Origin of the sequence: Bradyrhizobium sp. SZCCHNR1051 (assembly GCF_032489615.1) — a bacterium.
Taxonomy (GTDB): domain Bacteria; phylum Pseudomonadota; class Alphaproteobacteria; order Rhizobiales; family Xanthobacteraceae; genus Bradyrhizobium.
In genome coordinates, this window is record NZ_JAUEYJ010000014.1 from 33,249 (window position 1) to 50,968 (window position 17,720).

General features: G+C 60.5%; 7 protein-coding genes and 1 pseudogene. 4 read left to right on the forward strand and 4 right to left on the reverse strand.

Annotated elements, in window-relative coordinates; genetic code table 11:
* Positions 1 to 30 precede the first annotated feature (30 nt).
* Positions 31 to 7,830 (reverse strand): SpvB/TcaC N-terminal domain-containing protein, encoded by a 7,800-nt coding sequence (locus tag QW868_RS18195; protein WP_316231123.1) that lies wholly within the window; start codon positions 7,828 to 7,830, stop codon positions 31 to 33.
* Positions 7,831 to 8,262: 432 nt separating this feature from the next.
* On the opposite strand from QW868_RS18195, the pseudogene QW868_RS18200 reads away from it, so the two are divergent.
* Positions 8,263 to 9,200: pseudogene (locus tag QW868_RS18200) on the forward strand (IS5 family transposase).
* A 236-nt stretch (positions 9,201 to 9,436) separates the two neighbouring features.
* Here the strand turns inward: QW868_RS18200 and QW868_RS18205 are convergent.
* Both QW868_RS18205 and QW868_RS18210 read right to left on the reverse strand, forming a co-directional pair.
* Positions 9,437 to 9,679: a conjugal transfer protein TraD gene (locus QW868_RS18205; protein WP_316231124.1), complete on the reverse strand. Its 243-nt coding sequence runs from the start codon at positions 9,677 to 9,679 to the stop codon at positions 9,437 to 9,439.
* A 1-nt stretch (position 9,680) separates the two neighbouring features.
* Positions 9,681 to 10,007: a conjugal transfer protein TraD gene (locus QW868_RS18210; protein WP_316231125.1), complete on the reverse strand. Its 327-nt coding sequence runs from the start codon at positions 10,005 to 10,007 to the stop codon at positions 9,681 to 9,683.
* A gap of 171 nt (positions 10,008 to 10,178) precedes the next feature.
* Here QW868_RS18210 and traA point away from each other — a divergent pair, with 171 nt between their 5' ends.
* The 3 genes from traA to QW868_RS18225 all read left to right on the forward strand — a co-directional run bounded on the left by traA (position 10,179) and on the right by QW868_RS18225 (position 17,009).
* The gene (gene traA, locus QW868_RS18215) at positions 10,179 to 13,190 is read left to right on the forward strand and encodes a Ti-type conjugative transfer relaxase TraA (protein ID WP_316231126.1); all 3,012 of its coding nucleotides are present in this window, start codon (positions 10,179 to 10,181) and stop codon (positions 13,188 to 13,190) included.
* 128 nt (positions 13,191 to 13,318) lie between these two features.
* Positions 13,319 to 13,531 carry an AlpA family transcriptional regulator gene (locus tag QW868_RS18220; RefSeq protein ID WP_316231127.1) on the forward strand — a complete coding sequence of 71 codons (213 nt, stop codon included), beginning with the start codon at positions 13,319 to 13,321 and terminating at the stop codon, positions 13,529 to 13,531.
* A gap of 625 nt (positions 13,532 to 14,156) precedes the next feature.
* On the forward strand, positions 14,157 to 17,009 hold the full coding sequence (locus tag QW868_RS18225) for a TrlF family AAA-like ATPase (protein ID WP_316231128.1): 2,853 nt from the start codon (positions 14,157 to 14,159) through the stop codon (positions 17,007 to 17,009).
* 169 nt (positions 17,010 to 17,178) lie between these two features.
* Here QW868_RS18225 and QW868_RS18230 read toward each other — a convergent pair whose 3' ends face one another.
* On the reverse strand, positions 17,179 to 17,619 hold the full coding sequence (locus QW868_RS18230) for a helix-turn-helix transcriptional regulator (RefSeq protein ID WP_316231129.1): 441 nt from the start codon (positions 17,617 to 17,619) through the stop codon (positions 17,179 to 17,181).
* Positions 17,620 to 17,720 lie beyond the last annotated feature (101 nt).

Genomic DNA, 17,720 nt, shown 5'->3' on the forward strand with positions numbered 1-17,720 from the left:
TACCTCACCACCTTTGCTGCTGGACGGCATCTAGAGCCCATGTTTAAAAGACCATTCGAGGAATCCGCGCATCGCTTCGCCGATAGCGTGCTGCATCGGACCCGCGCCGTTCTGTTCCCAAGAGCCCATGGTGATCGCACCGCCCGTCAGCGGAGCCTCGGCGATCGCAAGCGCATCGTCGAATGCGCCGGCCGCCACACCCGCCGCAAACATGGTCGTTCCCATCAGGGCGGCGTTGAGCGCGCCCCGGTCGTGCTGCAGCTCGAAATTGACCATCCGGTCCGCTTCGCTCTTCGCTCCGACAACGGTTAAGGCTCTTCCAGCGAAGACTGACACCATATGCAGAGCTTCACCTGCCGGCGAGATAGCCCCTGCAAACCGGCTCGGCGCCGCAGCTTCTGAAACCGCCGCAGCCGGCCCTGAAGACTTCAGAGCGGCGGCGGCGGTCTTTGCTGAGGACTCGGCGGTGACAACGTCTTGCTTGACGAGGGAAAGGGTCTTTGGATCGATTCCAGTCGCACGCATGGCTCGTGCCACGATCTTCGTCTCATCGGTGGCTTCGCGTGCGATGCGTCCACGAATGGATCGGTTCACCGCGTTGGCCAGCTCTCTGGGAGAACGATTAGTATTCCGTAGCGCGGCTACGGCATCATTGGTGATTTTTTCGAGTTCCTTGACTTCGCCGAAAGTGCGGAAAGTGATTTGTCCAGCCGCTTTCAGAAACGCTTCCTCTCCTTTTGCGAATTCTTCTGCCAACGAAATTTGTGATCTCGGGGGAGGCGCTGGACCCATGAAATCAAAATCTTTCTTTGTGAATCGATTGTTCACAGAGATGTCGAATCGTTTGTTGCTCGCACTACTCCATGACCCGCCTCTCGAAATCGCCTGAATCTCGTCGATGTCCAACGTTCCTGGTCTTGGCAAGTTTCCATTCCCGCCAGCCCGAAAGGACTCGCCGATCGTATCCTCTTCAGCCAGTCCCGTAGGATCGTGATAGCCAATTGGCGAATTTCTGGAATAGACGTAGAGATTCCATCCTCCTGCTAACACTGCCGGATCGCATGCGGTCCACCTCCCCAGCCACGGCGCGTAGTATCGCGCCCCGTTGTAGTAGAGGCCGGTTTCCTCGTCTCTCTCCTTGCTGGTGTAACGAAAGCGCTTCGGTGTTTCGGTCTGACTGCGGACCGCCTGATAGGACGTGCTGCCGTAAGGTGTGTACTCCTCGTAGGAAATGAGCTGCGCCTGCGCGTCGAGCTCCAGGCAACATGAATCGAGCTGGTTGCTCAATTGATAGCGGGTAAGTTGCGCCGGCGAAGTATCGGTGCCGGCCATGTCGAGCGTGCGCGTCTCCACGAGCGCGATCCGCCGCTTGTCGTCCATGACGTGCAAGGTTTTGCGCACCAGCCGCGTGGTGCCCTGGCGGCGGCGGAAAATCTCGAAGGCGCCGAGGTAAACACGCTCCTCGACGAGATTGGTGGATTTCTCCCACACCTTGCGGACGCGCTGGCCGGCGGCGTCATAGACATAGTACGCCGTTCCGCCGCCGCCAAGATCCGCTTTCCCAAGTTGATCGCGGTAATCCCAGGTGATGTTTGGGGCAGGATCGACGGCGCCCAACTGCGGCATTCGCGTCATGTTGCCGTGGGCATCGTAACGATAGTTTTCGGAAGCACCGCCGATCGTCGTGCGGCTTAATTGATTGCTGGTCTTGCGCGGTGCGCCGGCTGCGCCGTTCTCGATGAAGCTGGTTTCGTCGTAGGCGTAGCTGCGGGTCCAGCCGGGGTTGGCCGGATCGCTGCCGCGATGCCGGGTCTCGAGAAAATTTCCGGCGGCATCATACAAATATCGCTCGACATACGTCCCCATCGCATTACCGTCATTGCCCGACCAGGCGATGCCGACCCGCGGCGCGTCGTTCCAGGAATGCGGGATCGGCGCGCCGCCAACCTGTCCCAGATGTTCCCGGCCGGTCGCCTCGATCAGGCGATACAGGGGATCGTAGGTATAGTCGGCGCTCGGCTCGACACGCTTGTTGCGAAAGTAAACGGTCTGCTGTGCGCTGTCGTCGACATGAGTGACGTTGCCGGCGGCATCATAGGTGTAGCGGAGATTCTGCAACTGGCAGCCGGGCCAGCCTCCCGGTGGCAACTGCGGGCAGTCGTTCGGGAAGGCCGCAGCGTCCCGCTGCGTGACCAGATGCGTCAAGCGAAATGTCAGTGGATCGTATTCGTAGACGGTCTTGATGGCGTTGCCGTAATCGATCCGCAGCCGCTGGCCCCTAGCATCGTAATCGATGTTGGCAACGAATGCGGTCCATACCGGCTGACTGCCGCCGGTGACGGCCGACAATGTAGCGTCCACCCGCTCAAGCAGATTAGCGGCATTGTAGCCATGACGGATCATGCAATTGTCAGGCATGGTCAGCGTCAGCATGCGGTTAAGCGCGTCATAGGTCATGTGATTTGTGTAGACGTCGCCCTCGAGCCGCGGCCCAAGCGCGAGTTTGAGTGCGTCGGGGTCCAGTTTCGCGGGACCAGGTGGCACCGTGGCGTCGACCGCAGCCCAATCAAGTGTTTGCCTGTATTCGACGGCGATGCGGCGCGACGCCACCAACGGATTTCCCTTGAAATCGTGTTCGTCGTTGACCGCGGCCCCCGCCTGATCGAGGTGCAGGTAGACTCGCGCAAGCAAGTTTTGCATCTCGCCTTGCGGATGCTGTTCTCCGTAGACGAACCTCTCGGTCAACAGCGCGCGGTCGGGGGTCGCGGGATCGATGCCGGTGACGAATACACGCAGCGGTCGGCGCGAAACATCATATTGCGTGCTCAAGCCGTGGCCGCGGCTGTTCCATACCCAGATAGCTTTTCCAGCCGCGTCGCCCAACATCCAGCGCGGGCCCGTTTCCATACTGAGGTGATGAATGCAGTTACCGAGCAAGTCATAGTCATACCGCATGATGACGCGGCCTTGCGCATCGCCGGCCTGAATCGATGCGTCGCGAACGGCACGCTGCTTACCCAGAATATCCAGATCGACCCGCGAGGCGTACAGGATCGGCTGCGTTTGCGGGTCAAAGCCATTATGCGCGAGAGTGAGAAACGGCCGGCCAATGCTGTCGACATGCGCCACGGTAGGTGTGTTGGCGTGCGCGCTGGCCTTGACGGCGGCGGCCTGCTCGTGCGCTCCCAGGGCGGCGCCCTGCCGTTGTGCGTACCAGGTCTGCCATGGCGGGTTATTCGGCAGGCTTGCGAAAAAATTCTGTGTGAGACCTTTGACGTCATCGTCGGTGCGCGGATCGGCAAGCACGGTATCGTTTGCGTCCCACGTGTCCTGCCGCCATGCGTCGAAAACCACCTTCTGGTAGCTCTGGTTCGGATGCAGGGTCGCGATCACCCGATCCAGCGGGTCGTAGAACAGGATCGGGCTTACTCCGACGAGAGGCGCAAATTCGAAATGGTGTGTCGCACTGAAAAACGGCTCGTATTGCCGGACCGGCTTGCCCTTGTTGTTGAAAATCGTCCAACCACTTCCGACCCAGCGTGGCGCCCCCGCAGAGGCGCCAGCATTGTCCGGCTCGGCCTGGACTTTTTTCTGAATTTCCCGGCCTAGTCCGTCCGAATAGGAGAAGCTGTGCTGCACGTTGGGCTTTTGCCCAGCGACGAGGTCGGCGGCGTGGGTTTCCCGCGCTAACGTATAAACCGTCAGCGCCTGCGGCTGAGGGTCGGCACGGGTCCGCAGATAAGCGAAGAGATCGTAAACCAGCCGCGTCGTCGCTCGTCCAAGGATCGCCATCGGATCCGACAACGGATTGGCGATATGATCGGCGACCACGGCATCCGACAAGTCGGGCTGGAAACCGGACAGCGAGTCCCCCAGATTTCCCTCGGGCTTGCCCATCACCGCAGTGCCGACCACCATGCCGAGCGCGTCATAGGACACTTCGGTGCGATTGCGATTGGCGTCGCTCACGAGGCGTGGCTGGAGCACACGATAGTCGTTGGCCGGCTGTACCGTCCCATCCGCCGACCGGGCACCCGCCGTGATGCGGTTCCCTGCCGCATCCCGGCTCTCGACCGCAAGTAGGTCGTAAGCGTCATAGACGATGAACTTTTCGGTGCTCGCTCCCCTGGTGTGGAAGGGATCCCGAAAACGGCAGGGAAGGAAGAAGTGTGCACGCGCGTTGGCGAGTTCCTGGGCCGCCGTGTCACCGGTGCCCAGCGAAAGAAAGGCTCGACCGCTCGGGGCCCACCAGCGGCCGTCCCCCAAATCGACATAGCCTCCACGGTCGCTCGCAGCGCCGCCGGACAAGTCCACCGCTAGAATGTCGGCAGGATTCGGCAGGAGCGCCTGACCTTCACGCTGAAATACTTGCGCCAGCAAGCCCGCGGTGAACGCCAATTTGTAGCTTTCGCCGACCAATGCCAACGATTCGACCTGGCCCAGCGGCAGCAAGAAGAGAGGGTCGCCGCGCGCAGTGCCCAGATCGTCGGGACGATACAGTGTGCGCTCGCTCTTGATCAGGCGACGTTGCCTGCCGTTGGTGGGCGCCTGTTCGTATGCGATCTCACTGTCGAATATGGCGATGAGCTCGCCCGGCCGGGCGGCGTCGACACGGATGAAATCGCCCGCTTGATAGCGGCCGGACGGGCCGGTTGGGGTGTAAGCCGTGAGTTCAAAGAGCTCGGTTTCGCCAGCGAGAGGCGTTCGATAGTCGTCGGGGTGAACAGAGACGTCATCGATCGCGTTCGTCAGACTATTCTCGGTGTAGGTAATGAGCGCGCGGGTTTGCTTGTCCTGATCGGAATGCAGTGGCAACCCAAGGACGGGCTGCCGCCGACCGTAACCGATGGATACTTCTTTCAACATGTTTCCGTACGCGTCGACCTCCAGGTTGATGACATGTTGCATCCGCGGATCGGCCGGATTGCGCTCGTAATGAAACTGAAGGGACTCGCTGATATGGCTGAGGAACACCGCGTGCCGGTTGCCGCTGCGCTGTTGCAGGCAATTGATGCTGAAGTTCTGCTCCGCGACCAGGTAGGGATGCGCTGCCTTAGGTGTGTTGTCGCGCGCATAAATCTCCTGGCGCAGCATCGCACCCTTCAACGCGCGGGTTGCCTCACGTTGCTCATCAGGCGTCAAGCCGGACGGCAATACACTGTCGGACAGCAGCAACGCGCGAGCCTGATCGTCGGTGAGCCCGGGCGGGCGGTAGTAATCACCCCTCTCGACCGCATCGCCGGCAAACAGGCGTGAAATACGGCCTTCGCCAAGGAATGCACCGGTATGAAACCACGTTTTTGTATAGGCGGGCGGTACGTACGACGAGGCGTCGATGCCGGTGTCGCTCGCCGACGCGCCTGTCACCGCGGCGAGATCCTCGGTGTCCCACTGCTCGACCATGCCGAAGCCTCGGAACTCGCGCTCGACGCCATCGAAATAGCCATGGTGGTAGGCGTAGCGGACGGTGAAACGATTGCGATTGATGTAATCGAAAGTCTCCACCCGCTCCACCACTTGCACGGGGAAAGGAAGCCGGGTGAGCCACGGCGTGCCGGCGTACTTGTCCTGCAGGTAGAACTTGGTCGAAGCCGCATATTCGATCCGGGTCTCCGCGCCGAGATTGTTGATGATCCTCACCAGCAAGTGGGGCTTGCGGCCTCCCATCAAATCGACATAGCGCATTTGATGATGCGCGTCGGACGGCAAGGATGAGGACCAGACGAGGCAGGCGGTGCCCTTGCCCCACAGATCGGCGGCGTAGATCGAGACGAGATTATCGACGCGCGGAAATGCCGGCAAACGCGTCGGCGGGCTCCAACTGTTGCCCGAACAATTGAAATAGATGTGCACCCCGTCACGATGCAAATAGACGAGGTCGGTTGTGCCGGATCCGTCGATGTCGACCAATCTGATGCGCGCGTTCGCGAACTGGTCCGGCCTGTCGAACCAGGGAGCGCCGTCCATCGTGATCTTGGCGCCGAAACGGCCATAACCAAGGTTCGGCCAATAACAGATTTCGCCGTTGCGAATACGCACCAGGTCGGAAAGGCCGTCACCGCTGAAATCGCCAAGGAAGATCGACTGTTTGCCATCGGCAAAGACGAGACGCGGCCCCTCCTCTTCGTCGACCTTCTGGCGCGTGCGCCAGGCAGGGGAAAACCCCCGCTCTGCCAGCGACGCATAGCAAACGAAGGCCTCATCCTCGGTAATCAGCACATCGGCAACGCCGTCCCCATCCAAATCAACCATTCTTGCATTGGGATCGCTGAGTTTGCGGTTTATCGGCCTGGCGAACGCATGAAACGGACGCCACTCTTCCGCATCGTCATGTTCGTAGAAGCCTTGCATGGGGCCATCGAGCACGACCAAGTCGAGCCGGCCGTCGCCGGACAGGTCCATGAGTTGCGCTTGCCCGCCGGCAAGGGTGTTGTTGGGCTTGGCGCGCACTCGCCGGAGAGGAGCAAAACCAATACCGATGTTGCTCTTGTAGAACCAGGCGTCGTCCTGCTCGGTGAGGATGCCCGCGGCGCCTTCGCCATGCAGGTCGACGAGCCGGCTGTTAGTGCCGTCGACGGCGGTCCGGAGGTCTTCGAGGCTGGCTGCATCGACGGTCTGCACGGAATGCTGAACCACTGGTTCGCTGTATTCGAATTCGAGCGGCGGCAGCCCGCGCTTGAGATAGCCTCCGGCCTGTCGAACGTAGCTATTTTGGGTGACCGATCGCAAAAAGCTGTAAGGAGCCTGTCCAGCTTGTGCTGAGCCGTAGCCAAGATCCGTCGAGCGCACCAGGCAATCGTCGCCGATCGGCTCATCTGGAAAGTGATGAAACATCAACACGCGTTCACACAGACGCGTTGTTCTGATTTCGAAGCCGGCGCGGTAAGACGAGAAGGGATCCGCGCGATATGCCCATGGGGTGGCTTCTGCGGGCGTGGGAGCCTCCGATGAATGTTCGCCATAGTCGAAGACGACCTCGAACATCCATTTGGCGTCACGGACCTGATCGGATGTCACGAGCCGAGGTCTGCGACCACCCGCATCCAGCAGCGGCAGGCGGTTACCGTACAAGATGCGCTTGATGTATCGGTTGACCGCGCGCCTCGGGTCGCTGCGTTGTCCGCGGTTGCGCTCGCACGCAAGACTGAGATTGGCGCCAGCCCCGTCCTCCGGTTTATGCTCGTAGATGACGGCGTTACCCTTGTCGTCCCGGCGCTCGCATATCAACCAGGTGAAAACGCGGCGAGGATCAGCCGGGTCGGAGATGCGGGACGTTTCATCCTTCCCGTAGATCGTCAAGATGTTGTCCCGTGAAATAGAACGCCAGTGGACGTCACCGTCGTTCGTCCTCGTCCAACGCTCGATGCGATCGAATGACGACTCAATCCGCGGACGATAGCGCTGTACCAGGAATCCTGGATAGCTGGCCGTGTTGGCGGATCTGCTGCCGTCCGCATTCAACAATGGGACGAGATCCTCAGCGCCTGAAATCAGAAAAACATCGGACTCGTCGAGATCGTGATACTGCGGCAATCCCTTGTCTGTTCTTCTGGTGATATGCGGCAAATTGATCGACCAGCCGAAGCCGAAGGGCCCGTTTCCGCCGCCAGAGTCATAGCCGAGAGATATCTGCGGACCGAAACCCGATCGTCCAGGACTCACCGCGATCGGGACACTCGTTGCCCCAGTCCCGCTGGCCGAGTTGACGGAAAATTTCTCGCCTATCCCGCGGATAGCGCCGCCGCCTTTGGGGAGGCTGATCGAAGGTGCGGACGTGCGACCATCAGGCTCAGGCGGTTTACCATCTCCAGATCGGGTCCCGCCTGCCATTCGCAATCAACCTTGCTCACAATTAACGGTCAACAAAGTGAGACCTGGCGCACCCGTGGGGCCAGACATGCTTCGGTTCTATATAGAGAATGCGCGAAATCCATCGCAGTGCATTCTTGATCCCGCCGGATACCGGCTACCAGTAGCCAGAGCATCCAAGGCAAAACAACGCAATCATTGCACCAAGAAATCACGAAACAAGTATGCAAAAATATTCTGCTAATCATCTCCACGTTCGTCACGGAAACGACATCGTCCGAAACGCTATGCTATTTTGACTTGGCATCGCAACGCAATCGGAAAACTCAAGGTTGAGCCGACAAATTTCAAAGATGGCGAGGTCGGCGGAATACTAGCAGGCTGTTGAAAAAGGTGCTCGTCGCCGACCAGCAGCCGTGGTTCATTGTTTCCGACGAGATTCGGAGATGGTGCGTGCGCCGCAGCAATAATCGAACGGGCGCGTTCAGCTACCTCGATCTGGCGGCGCGGGTGCGCGTGACCATCCGCTGTGAGCGATCCAGACGATCGTGAACGAGGCGTTGTCGTCGCTGCAGCGCGAATTTGTTAGGCTCTATTCGCCGATTGGGCGGCCGTCGATCGCACCGGAGAAGCTACTGCGGACGATGCTGTTGCAGGCGTTCTATTCGATCCGCTCGGAACGGCTGCTGAAGGAGCGGCTTGAATACGACCTGCCGTTCCGCTGGTTCGTTGGAATCGGCGTGGACGGCGCAGCCTGGCACCATTCGGTGTTCTCGAAGAACCGCGACCGGTTGCTGGAAGGGCCGGCGCAACGCGGCGAGCGCAATGCCGAAGGCGGACTTCCACGGCCAGAAACGCTCCAACGACGCCCGTGTTTCGATCACCGATCCGGATGCCAGGCGCTACCGCAAGGACAAAGGTAAGGAGACGAAGCCGTGCTCATCCGGCATCGGCTGGTGGAGAACCGCCATGGTCTGGTGGTCGACGCCTGCCTGACTTTGGCCGCCGGGCATGCCGAACGGGTGGCCGCGCTGCACATGATCGAGCCTCGTGCCGACCGGCCGACAGCGATCACGCTTGGCGCCGACAGAGCCTACGACGCCGAAGACTTCGTCAACGAGCTGCGCTCGATGAACGTGACGCCGCATGCTGCGCAGAACACCAGCGGCCGCAAATTCCGCGATCGACGGGCGAACGACCCGGCATGGCCGCTATGCCGTCAGCCAGCGCATCCGCAAGCGCATCGAGGGGGCATTCGGCTGCATCAAGGCGGTCGCCGGGCAAGGGAAGACCCACTTCCGTGGCCGTGATCGCGTCGGACGGGCCTTTACTTTCGCTGCCGCCGCCTACAATCGGTGCGGTTGCCTAAGTTGATCGCGAAGGCCAGTTGAAGGCCAAGGTGCCCGTCTTAGCCAAGGTCTTTGCGGGCCATTGGCGCATCGTCGAAATGGACAACTGGGACAGCGACTTCCTCGATCGACCTCGGGCGTCGTTTCCGGCCTTTTCGGCGGCGTCGGCAACGCGACCAAAGCGCTGCCTCGCGCATACACTCCAATGTTGCGCGAGGTACGCTGTCGCTCGGTTGAGGCGCTGTTGTCGCGTATTAGCGACGAAGTGTCGGACCAGTTTAATCTATCTCGTTGCGCGACGCCGCGTCCGCCTCGAACGCCTTCTTTCCTTTTGCGGCCCATTGCGCTCGTGCCCGTTCGCCTTGGTCGCTCTTGAGCTTGTCGGCCATCCAAATCAGTGCGCCAAGGATGATTGCGCGGTCGCTGCCGATTAGGTCCACGATACCGGCTTTGACGACGAGGCCACCGAGTTCGATAAGGTGCCGCGTGCGCTTGCGGCGCTCGACTTGCCACGCGCGCATGTCATGTCGCGCCCTTGCGGCTTGATGCCGGTTGCGTGCCACCCGGTTGCGCTCGAGCGCCGTCCATGTTGCGATCAGTTGCTGGCGCAGTTCGCCGCGCCCGGCTTTGAAAGAACGCGGCGCCGCGCTTGGCCCATGCCTCCCTCTTTCCGGCCTCTTTCGTCTCGGCCAGCACAATGAGCGCGCCCGCCAGTTCGTCGACGGTGCATGTATCAGCCCCCGTCGCGATGACCAGTTCACCGAGTTGTTGCACCTTACGGCTCTTGAGGTCACGCGCTTTGTCCCCAAGCGCCTTCAGTTCGGCATCAAAGTCCCTTGGTTTGCGCATCCTCATCTCCATGACTCTCGATGGAGAAATGATAGTCGAGCACCAGGCACAATGCTGTAGGGTCATCAGGACAGACTGAGACGGGGTAATCCCTCCCGAGATTTTTTCGAGGGAGGGCGCGCTTATACGTCGTGCCGACGTGCGCTTCGCCGTGTAGACAATCCGGTCGCGATGGCGATCTATCATCTTCACGTCAAGGTCATTGGCCGCAAGGCCGGGAGCAGCGCGGTCGCGTCGGCGGCCTACCGCTCAGCCTCGCGGCTGCGTGACGAGGGCTTGGACCGCAGCCACGACTTTTCTGGCAAGCGCGGCGTCGTCCATTCCGAGGTGATGCTGCCGGAGAATGCTCCACAGGTATGGAGCGACCGCGAGCTCCTGTGGAACGATGTCGAGGCATTCGAGGTCCGCAAGGATGCCCAACTTGCCCGCGAGGTCGAATTTGCCCTTCCTCGCGAGATGAGTGAGGCTCAGGCCATCGAACTGGCCCGCGACTTCGCCCGGGCCGAATTCGTCGACCGGGGCATGATCGCCGATCTCAACGTGCATTGGGACATGAGCGAGGACGGCATGCCCAAACCGCATGCCCATGTCATGCTCACCATGCGCGCGGTGGACGAGAACGGCTTTGGCCAAAAGGTGCGGGATTGGAACCGCACGGAGATGGTCGAGCGCTGGCGCGAACGCTGGGCGGAGATCGCCAATGAGCGCCTGGCGGAGCTCGACATTGACGCGCGGATCGACCATCGCAGTCTGGAAGCGCAGGGTATCGCACTGGAGCCGCAAAGCCAGATCGGCGCGCCCGCCAAACGCATTGAGGACGGCGGCATCGAGGGCGAAGGCAGCGAGGCCGATCGCGCCGAGATGCACCGCGAGATCGCGCGCAGCAATGGCGCGCAGATCATCGCCGATCCCTCCATTGGGTTGGACGCTATCACCCGGCAGCAATCGACCTTCACACAGCGCGACATGGCGAAGTTTGCGCACCGGCACAGCGACGGGATCGACCAGTTCAACGAGGTCATGGGCGCGATGCAGGGAGCGCCCGATCTGGTCGAACTGGGCAAGGACACCCGCGGCGAGGATCGCTTCACCACCCGCGAGATGATTGAGGCCGAACAGCGCCTGCACCGCGCGGCCGAACTCATAGCGGAACGGGAAGGCCATGGGACGCAGGACGCGGACCGCGAGACCGCTTTGGCACGCGCGGAAGCGCGCGGCCTTGTCCTTTCCGGCGAACAAGCCGAGGCGCTGGCGCATGTCACCGATGGGCGCGATCTCGGCATTGTCGTCGGCCATGCCGGCACCGGCAAGAGTGCGATGCTGGGCGTGGCGCGAGAGGCCTGGGAAGCAGCGGGCTATGAGGTCCGGGGCGTGGCGCTGTCCGGCATCGCGGCGGAAAACCTCGAAAGTGGATCGGGCATTGTGTCACGCACCATCGCCAGCCTGGAGCATGGCTGGGGACAGGGCCGCGACCTGTTCACGTCGCGCGATGTGCTGGTGATCGACGAGGCCGGTATGGTCGGCACGCGCCAGTTGGAGCGCGTGCTGTCCCATGCGGCCGAGGCTGGCGCAAAGGTCGTGCTGGTCGGCGATCCACAACAACTGCAGGCCATCGAGGCCGGCGCGGCGTTCCGGTCGATCCATGAGCGTCATGGCGGGGCCGAAATCGGCGAGGTGCACCGTCAGCGGGAGGACTGGCAGCGCGACGCCACGCGCAACTTGGCCAATCGCCGAACCGGCAACGCGCTCGAAGCCTATCGCTCCCGCGGTATGGTGCATGAGGCCCAGACCCGCGAACAGGCGCGCGGCGATCTGATCGAGCGCTGGAACCGCGACCGGCAAGCGTCGCCCGACAAGAGCCGGATCATCCTTACCCACACCAACGACGAAGTCCGCGCTCTCAATGAGGCAGCGCGCGAGCGGATGCGGGCTGCGGGGGATCTGGGGGATGACGTCCGCCTGACCGTCGAGCGCGGCGCGAGGAATTTTGCCAGCGGTGATCGCCTCATGTTCCTGCAGAACGAGCGCGGTCTTGGCGTCAAGAACGGCACGCTTGGGACTATCGAGCAGGTCAGCGCGCAATCCATGACCGTGCAAACCAACGATGGCCGATCCGTTCGCTTCGACCTCAAGGATTACAACCGGATCGACCATGGCTATGCCGCGACCATCCACAAGGCGCAGGGCATGACGGTGGACCGCACCCATGTGTTGGCAACGCCCGGCATGGACGCCCATGGCAGCTATGTCGCCCTGTCGCGGCACCGCGACGGCGTGGACCTGCATTATGGCCGCGACGATTTTGTGGGTCAGGACCGGCTCGTCCGCACCCTGTCGCGCGATCGGTCTAAGGATATGGCTTCCGACTACGAGCGTGTGGATCCGGCACAGAGCTATGCCGAACGCCGAGGGATCACCATCCGCGAGCGCGTGGCCGAGATCGTGCGCAAGGTCGTGCCCGAGAAGGTACGCAACGTGTTCGACGGCCTTCGCTCTCCGTCAGATATGCCCGACCCGGATGGTGGACGGAGGCCAGAGCGGGAAACGCCGGAAAGGGAAATGAGCGGCACGGAAGCCCTTCGGCGCGAAACCGAAGCGCCGGAAAGGAAGGTGGCGGAAGAGGCGGAAAAGGAATTGCGTCGCGTGCGTACCCGAGCGCTCGTGCGCCATGCCCGCGCCGTGGATGCGATCTTCGAGGCGCAGGAGATGGGGGGCGAGGCCAGTCCCGAGCAGGTGAAAGAACTCCAAAAGGCCCGCCGGGTCTTCGAGGAGGTACGGCCTTATGGCTCACTCGATGCCGAAGCCGCCTACAAGAAGAACCCGGAGCTTGCCCGCGAGGCGGCTGGCAGCCGGGTCGACCGCGCCATCCGCGCGCTCCAGCTCGAGACCGAACTGCGCGTCGCCCCTCACCGCCGCGCCGACCGCTTCGTGGAGGACTGGCAGAGGCTCGACCAAGCCAGCCAGCGCCAGTATCAGGCGGGCGATTTCTCCGGCTACAGGGCCACGCGCTCGGCGATGGGCGACATGGCAAGAAGCCTCGAACGCGATCCGCAACTGGAATCGCTCCTTGACAACCGCAAGCGGGAGCTCGGCATCGCGTTCGAGTCAGGTCGCCGGCTCGGCCTCGAACTCGCCTTCAGCCACGGCATCGAACTTGGCCGAGGCCGCGGCATCGGAATCTGATCCATCCTATTTTCCGCCGGCTCTACCCCGTAGCACGGCGACGCAAAAACTCTCTTGCGCGCCTGCAACGGCCCGTCCTGTCTGGTCTCAGAAGTCGTCAGAAACAGCCGGCAGGAGGCAGCGCGGCCATGCGCGAACCAGACCGTATCATCCGCATGAAAACCGTCCTCGCTAGAACCGGGCTATCCCGGTCCACCATCTACCGCAAGATCGCGGAGGGCACCTTCCCTGCTCAGCTGAAGATCAGCACCAACGGGACTGGATGGCATGAATCGGACATCAACCGCTGGATAGCAGATCCGGTTCGATGGCGTCCGAAGCGCGAGTTCTGTGACGTCTGATTCAGCTACTCAAGGGTAGTCTCCATGAAGGCGCATTTTTTCGCCAGGAGATCGCCAGCCCTGCTGTGGTACGGGAAATTTGGAACCATCACGCTGGACCGAAGATCTTGCAATCGGCGGGGAGAAACTTGCGTGAGCGCGAAAACATATCGCACATTGAACATCGCAAGCTACTGGAGCTTTTTCTCAACCGGAATGAAAATGGCGCTATGCAACCGCCAACTAGACATATCATTGGTGGCGCATACGCTGCGGCGTCGGCGCTGAAGGTGACCCTGCTTCCAAAGCTGACGGTATCGAACATCGTTGGATCCGGAATCACCCGTCCCGTCCGTAGGCGTGCCGAGAAATATAGAGCATCTCGCAGCCTCGGCGGCGCCGTTCGTTCACATCGTCGATCCCCTGCGAGATATCGTAGGCTGCCTGGTGAACTGAGCGCAGAACGGCCCCGAAACGGCTTCGCTCCGGGCAGCAGTCGCCAATGCCACCCAGCACCTCCCGATCGTGACGGCGGCCAAGCTCCCGATTGGCCCCTACTTAAGTCGGATGCACACATCGGCGCGCCGGGTGTTGTGCTCATTCACAACCTGCGGAAGTATGCCCACCCGAACTGAGGGGCGGGGCAATGACTTATGACGTTGGACTTCATCCAGGCACGACGTGGCACAAGTGCGATTTTCAGTGCCATACGCCACGTGACCGGGGCTGGACTGGGTCGCCCGATCTGCCAGGCGGAGACGAGGCGTCAGAGCTCGCGCGACGCCAATGGGCTGAGAGCTTCATCGCCGCCGCAGAGGCGGCCCGGCTGCAGGCAGTAGCAATATCGGATCATCACGACATTTGCCTTTCCGCTTACGTTATTGACGCCGCAGCTCGGCTCAATTCCAAGGTCCGGGTTTTTCCTGCTCTCGAAATTACGTGCTCAGACAATGCCCAATGCCTCGTTATTTTCGATCCGAGCGCGAGCATCGACACGCAGAAGCTTGCGCTTGGGGCTGCTGGCAACATTCTCGTTGCTCCAGCATCCGATCCCAAAACGTGCAACATAGTGCCGGCACGGGAGACGGTGACGAGCTTTGTCGAGGCAGTCCATGGGGAGCAGCATCTTCGCGATACCAGCGTAGTCTTGCCCCACTTCAGCACAGAAGAGGATCACAAAAGCCTAAACGAAGAGGGTCACCACCCCCGCTTCGCGAACCTCCCCGTGGATGGAGTGTACATTGAGCGCGCTTACAGTACCTTGGATGCAACCACCATCGACAAGATACGCGGCAAAATCGTTGATTGGGGAAAAAGACGTCGGGCCATCTTAGCGACTGGTGACAATCGAAGCGCCGATTGGGGTCGCCTGGGAGTGAACGATTGCTGGATCAAGCTCGGCGAGCACTCGATCGAGGCGCTGCGGCAGGCGCTCCTTGCTGATGAAGCGCGAATTGCCTTTGAGGCGCCGACGTGTCCCACAGAATACCTGGTAGAGCTTCGTGTGAAGAGCAGTCTGACTGGCCCGGATCCCGTGAAGATCGTCTTCAACGATGGTTTTAATGCCATAGTCGGTGGGCGCGGTTCAGGTAAGAGTGCTCTTCTTGAATATTTGCGCTTCGGCTTGGGTCGCACCGACAAGGATTTCGATGCCAAGCTCGATCTCGAACAAAGCCGGGATGCGAAGCTCATCACCGAGACTTTGACAGGAGACGGCTACGTTGAGGTCGTTCTTGAGCGAGAGGGAGTTAGGGAGACCTGGAAGAGAGTCATAACGAACAGTGAGGTCATAACAGCCGCCGTGGGAGATCGAACACTCCAGCTGACAACCAGCACGGCACGAGAACGTTTCCGATCAAGAGCGCTCCGGCAGAAAGGCCTTTCCAGCACGATGAACGATCCGGTCACGGCTTCGGATCAGATTACCAACATCGCCGCGGCCGAAGAAGTCGATCAGCGTCGAAACGTCGACAGAGACATCGATAACTCGCAACGCAGTGTGGGCGCGGCGCTTATCAATCTAGTTGCGCTTTGGAAATCGAGGGTCGACCTCAGGCAAACAACCGAAAAGGTCGAGGATCTCAGGGTACGCATTACATCGTTGACCAAGCGGCTCGAGGAAGAGGGCTTGTCGGCCGAGGCGCTTCGGACGATCGAGGAAAGTCCTAAGTACGGACGTGCGAGCGAGTATATCGGAGCTGTGGGCAGCCAGGCGGAGGAAGCGATCGTCCAACTCGACGAGCTTAAGACCTCGGCTCTGGTTGTTGATGCGGCGGAATACGATGGTGCAGGTGACTTCGAGGAGGTTGGCGAGTTGCAACGCGCCCTGGTCCAGGCAAAAAACACTGTAGGGACGGCGTTCGAGTCGGCTCGGGCGGCGCTGGATGAGCTTTTGGCAAAGCAGCTCAGCGCCAAGGGCCGCTTCGCTCTTAAGCGGGAGGCGTTCTTGCTCATATATGATGCAGCGGTCGAGGAACAGAGTAAACACAGCAACCTCATTGATGAAGTCGCCCGCCTCAACGCTGAATTGCAAAATGCAGAAGGTGCCCAGGCTAGAGCGAGAAGCGCCGGGCAAACACATGCGACCGCGGAAAAGAACTACCGAGATGCCCTCGAAGGTCTCGATATGCTGGTCGGACGCAGGCGCGAGATCTTGAAAGCCGCAGCCGACAAAGTCGCGGGGAGATCGAGCAACATGCTGAAAGCCCGGGTCCGGAAGGATCGCATGCCGGCTCAATACCATGCCGCTTTACAAAAACTCTTCGAATCTTCCGGAACCCAATCGGTTGAGGAGGGCTGCGCCGATTGGATTCGAGAGGTCCTCGAAGAAGACGAAGCACAAGGCTGGGCAAAGTTGCGGCAAAGGTTCCTACAACTGTACGAAGCCAAGATTATGAGTGGCTCGCCACCCGGCGCAAGCGATGGCTTACTCAGCGCCTTGCGGGGTCTTATTTTCAACGGCACCCGCCAACTGACGGATCGCCAGTGCAAACGTCTCTATCAAAATCTTGCTGACCCAGTGATTGCAGGCATCGTCGCTGCCGTACCCAACGACGCAATTAACATGTCCTACGTGGATGGGGGCAAGGCGATAGATTTCAAGATGGCCTCCCCAGGGCAGCAGGCATCCGCCCTGTTAGAGCTGTTACTGAAGCAATCGGCAGGGAGCTTGATAATCGATCAACCGGAGGACGACCTCGACAACCGGGTCATTATGCGCATAGTCGAGCTGCTGCGGACCTCCAAATCGACACGCCAGCTCATTTTCACGACGCACAACGCGAACATCGTCGTCAACGGGGACGCTGATAAGATTGTCGCGCTTAAGTCACCGGAGCCGACGTCCAACCCGAACAATAATGCCCCTCGCGTTCAGCTAGACTGCGATGGCGCGATCGAAACGCCGGCGGTAAGGACTACCATTACTTCAATTATGGAGGGTGGGCGGGAGGCTTTTGACCTCAGAAGCCGTAAGTATCGCTTCGATCTGGCACCTTAGAACGCTCATCTCTGATTGTGCAGCGCGTTGTGGTGGCGGTGCAACCCGACCACAAACACGCCCGATCGGTCCGATGGCCTTCATCGCTGTCACACAGAGTACGGCCGGCTCCGCGAAATTCCACAGGTTCTGGGTTCCGCTCTTCAGCGAAGTAGCATACAAAAGGACGCTATTTCAGCCGTTGGCGATGCATCACAAGCGCTTCGGCCTGAACTACCAAACCCTGAAGATCGTGTTCGGAGAGAGCACGGCTCGCCGCACGAAGCCGTTCGAGAAGCGCAGCTCGGCTCGAACCTTCTTTTCCATCTTCGGAAAGACCTAATAGGATATTCGGTGTCGTTGCCAGCACCTTGCAGATCCGCAATAGTGTCGACAAATCCGGTTCGCGATCCCCAGTGACATAAAAGCCATATCGTCGTTCGCTTAGACCTGCACGACGCGCCACCTCAGCGTTTGAAAAGCCAAGCTCTTTGGCACGTGCTCGCAGCTTCTGGCCCAGTACCTGCATAAGAACAATTTGTTCTGATGCAGCTTGTTCAGTCCATGTAACTATTGTACTGTCGTATGTACAATACGTACTGGTGGCGCCAGAGGTTATTTCGATGAACAACGTTAGCCCTCCGACAGACCAGGGACGGCATGACCAAAATGGATGCCAAGCGCCGTATCCGCCCAACGAGATCCAGGAGGATTTCGCGCTGGTCCAACTAG

Excerpts from the sequence above, each read along its gene's own strand:
- QW868_RS18195 (WP_316231123.1), bottom strand. The coding sequence starts at position 7,830 with ATGGCAGGCGGGACCCGATCTGGAGATGGTAAACCGCCTGAGCCTGAT.
- QW868_RS18225 (WP_316231128.1), top strand. The coding sequence starts at position 14,157 with ATGACTTATGACGTTGGACTTCATCCAGGCACGACGTGGCACAAGTGC.
- QW868_RS18220 (WP_316231127.1), top strand. The coding sequence starts at position 13,319 with ATGCGCGAACCAGACCGTATCATCCGCATGAAAACCGTCCTCGCTAGA.
- QW868_RS18210 (WP_316231125.1), bottom strand. The coding sequence starts at position 10,007 with ATGCGCAAACCAAGGGACTTTGATGCCGAACTGAAGGCGCTTGGGGAC.
- traA (WP_316231126.1), top strand. The coding sequence starts at position 10,179 with ATGGCGATCTATCATCTTCACGTCAAGGTCATTGGCCGCAAGGCCGGG.
- QW868_RS18205 (WP_316231124.1), bottom strand. The coding sequence starts at position 9,679 with ATGCGCGCGTGGCAAGTCGAGCGCCGCAAGCGCACGCGGCACCTTATC.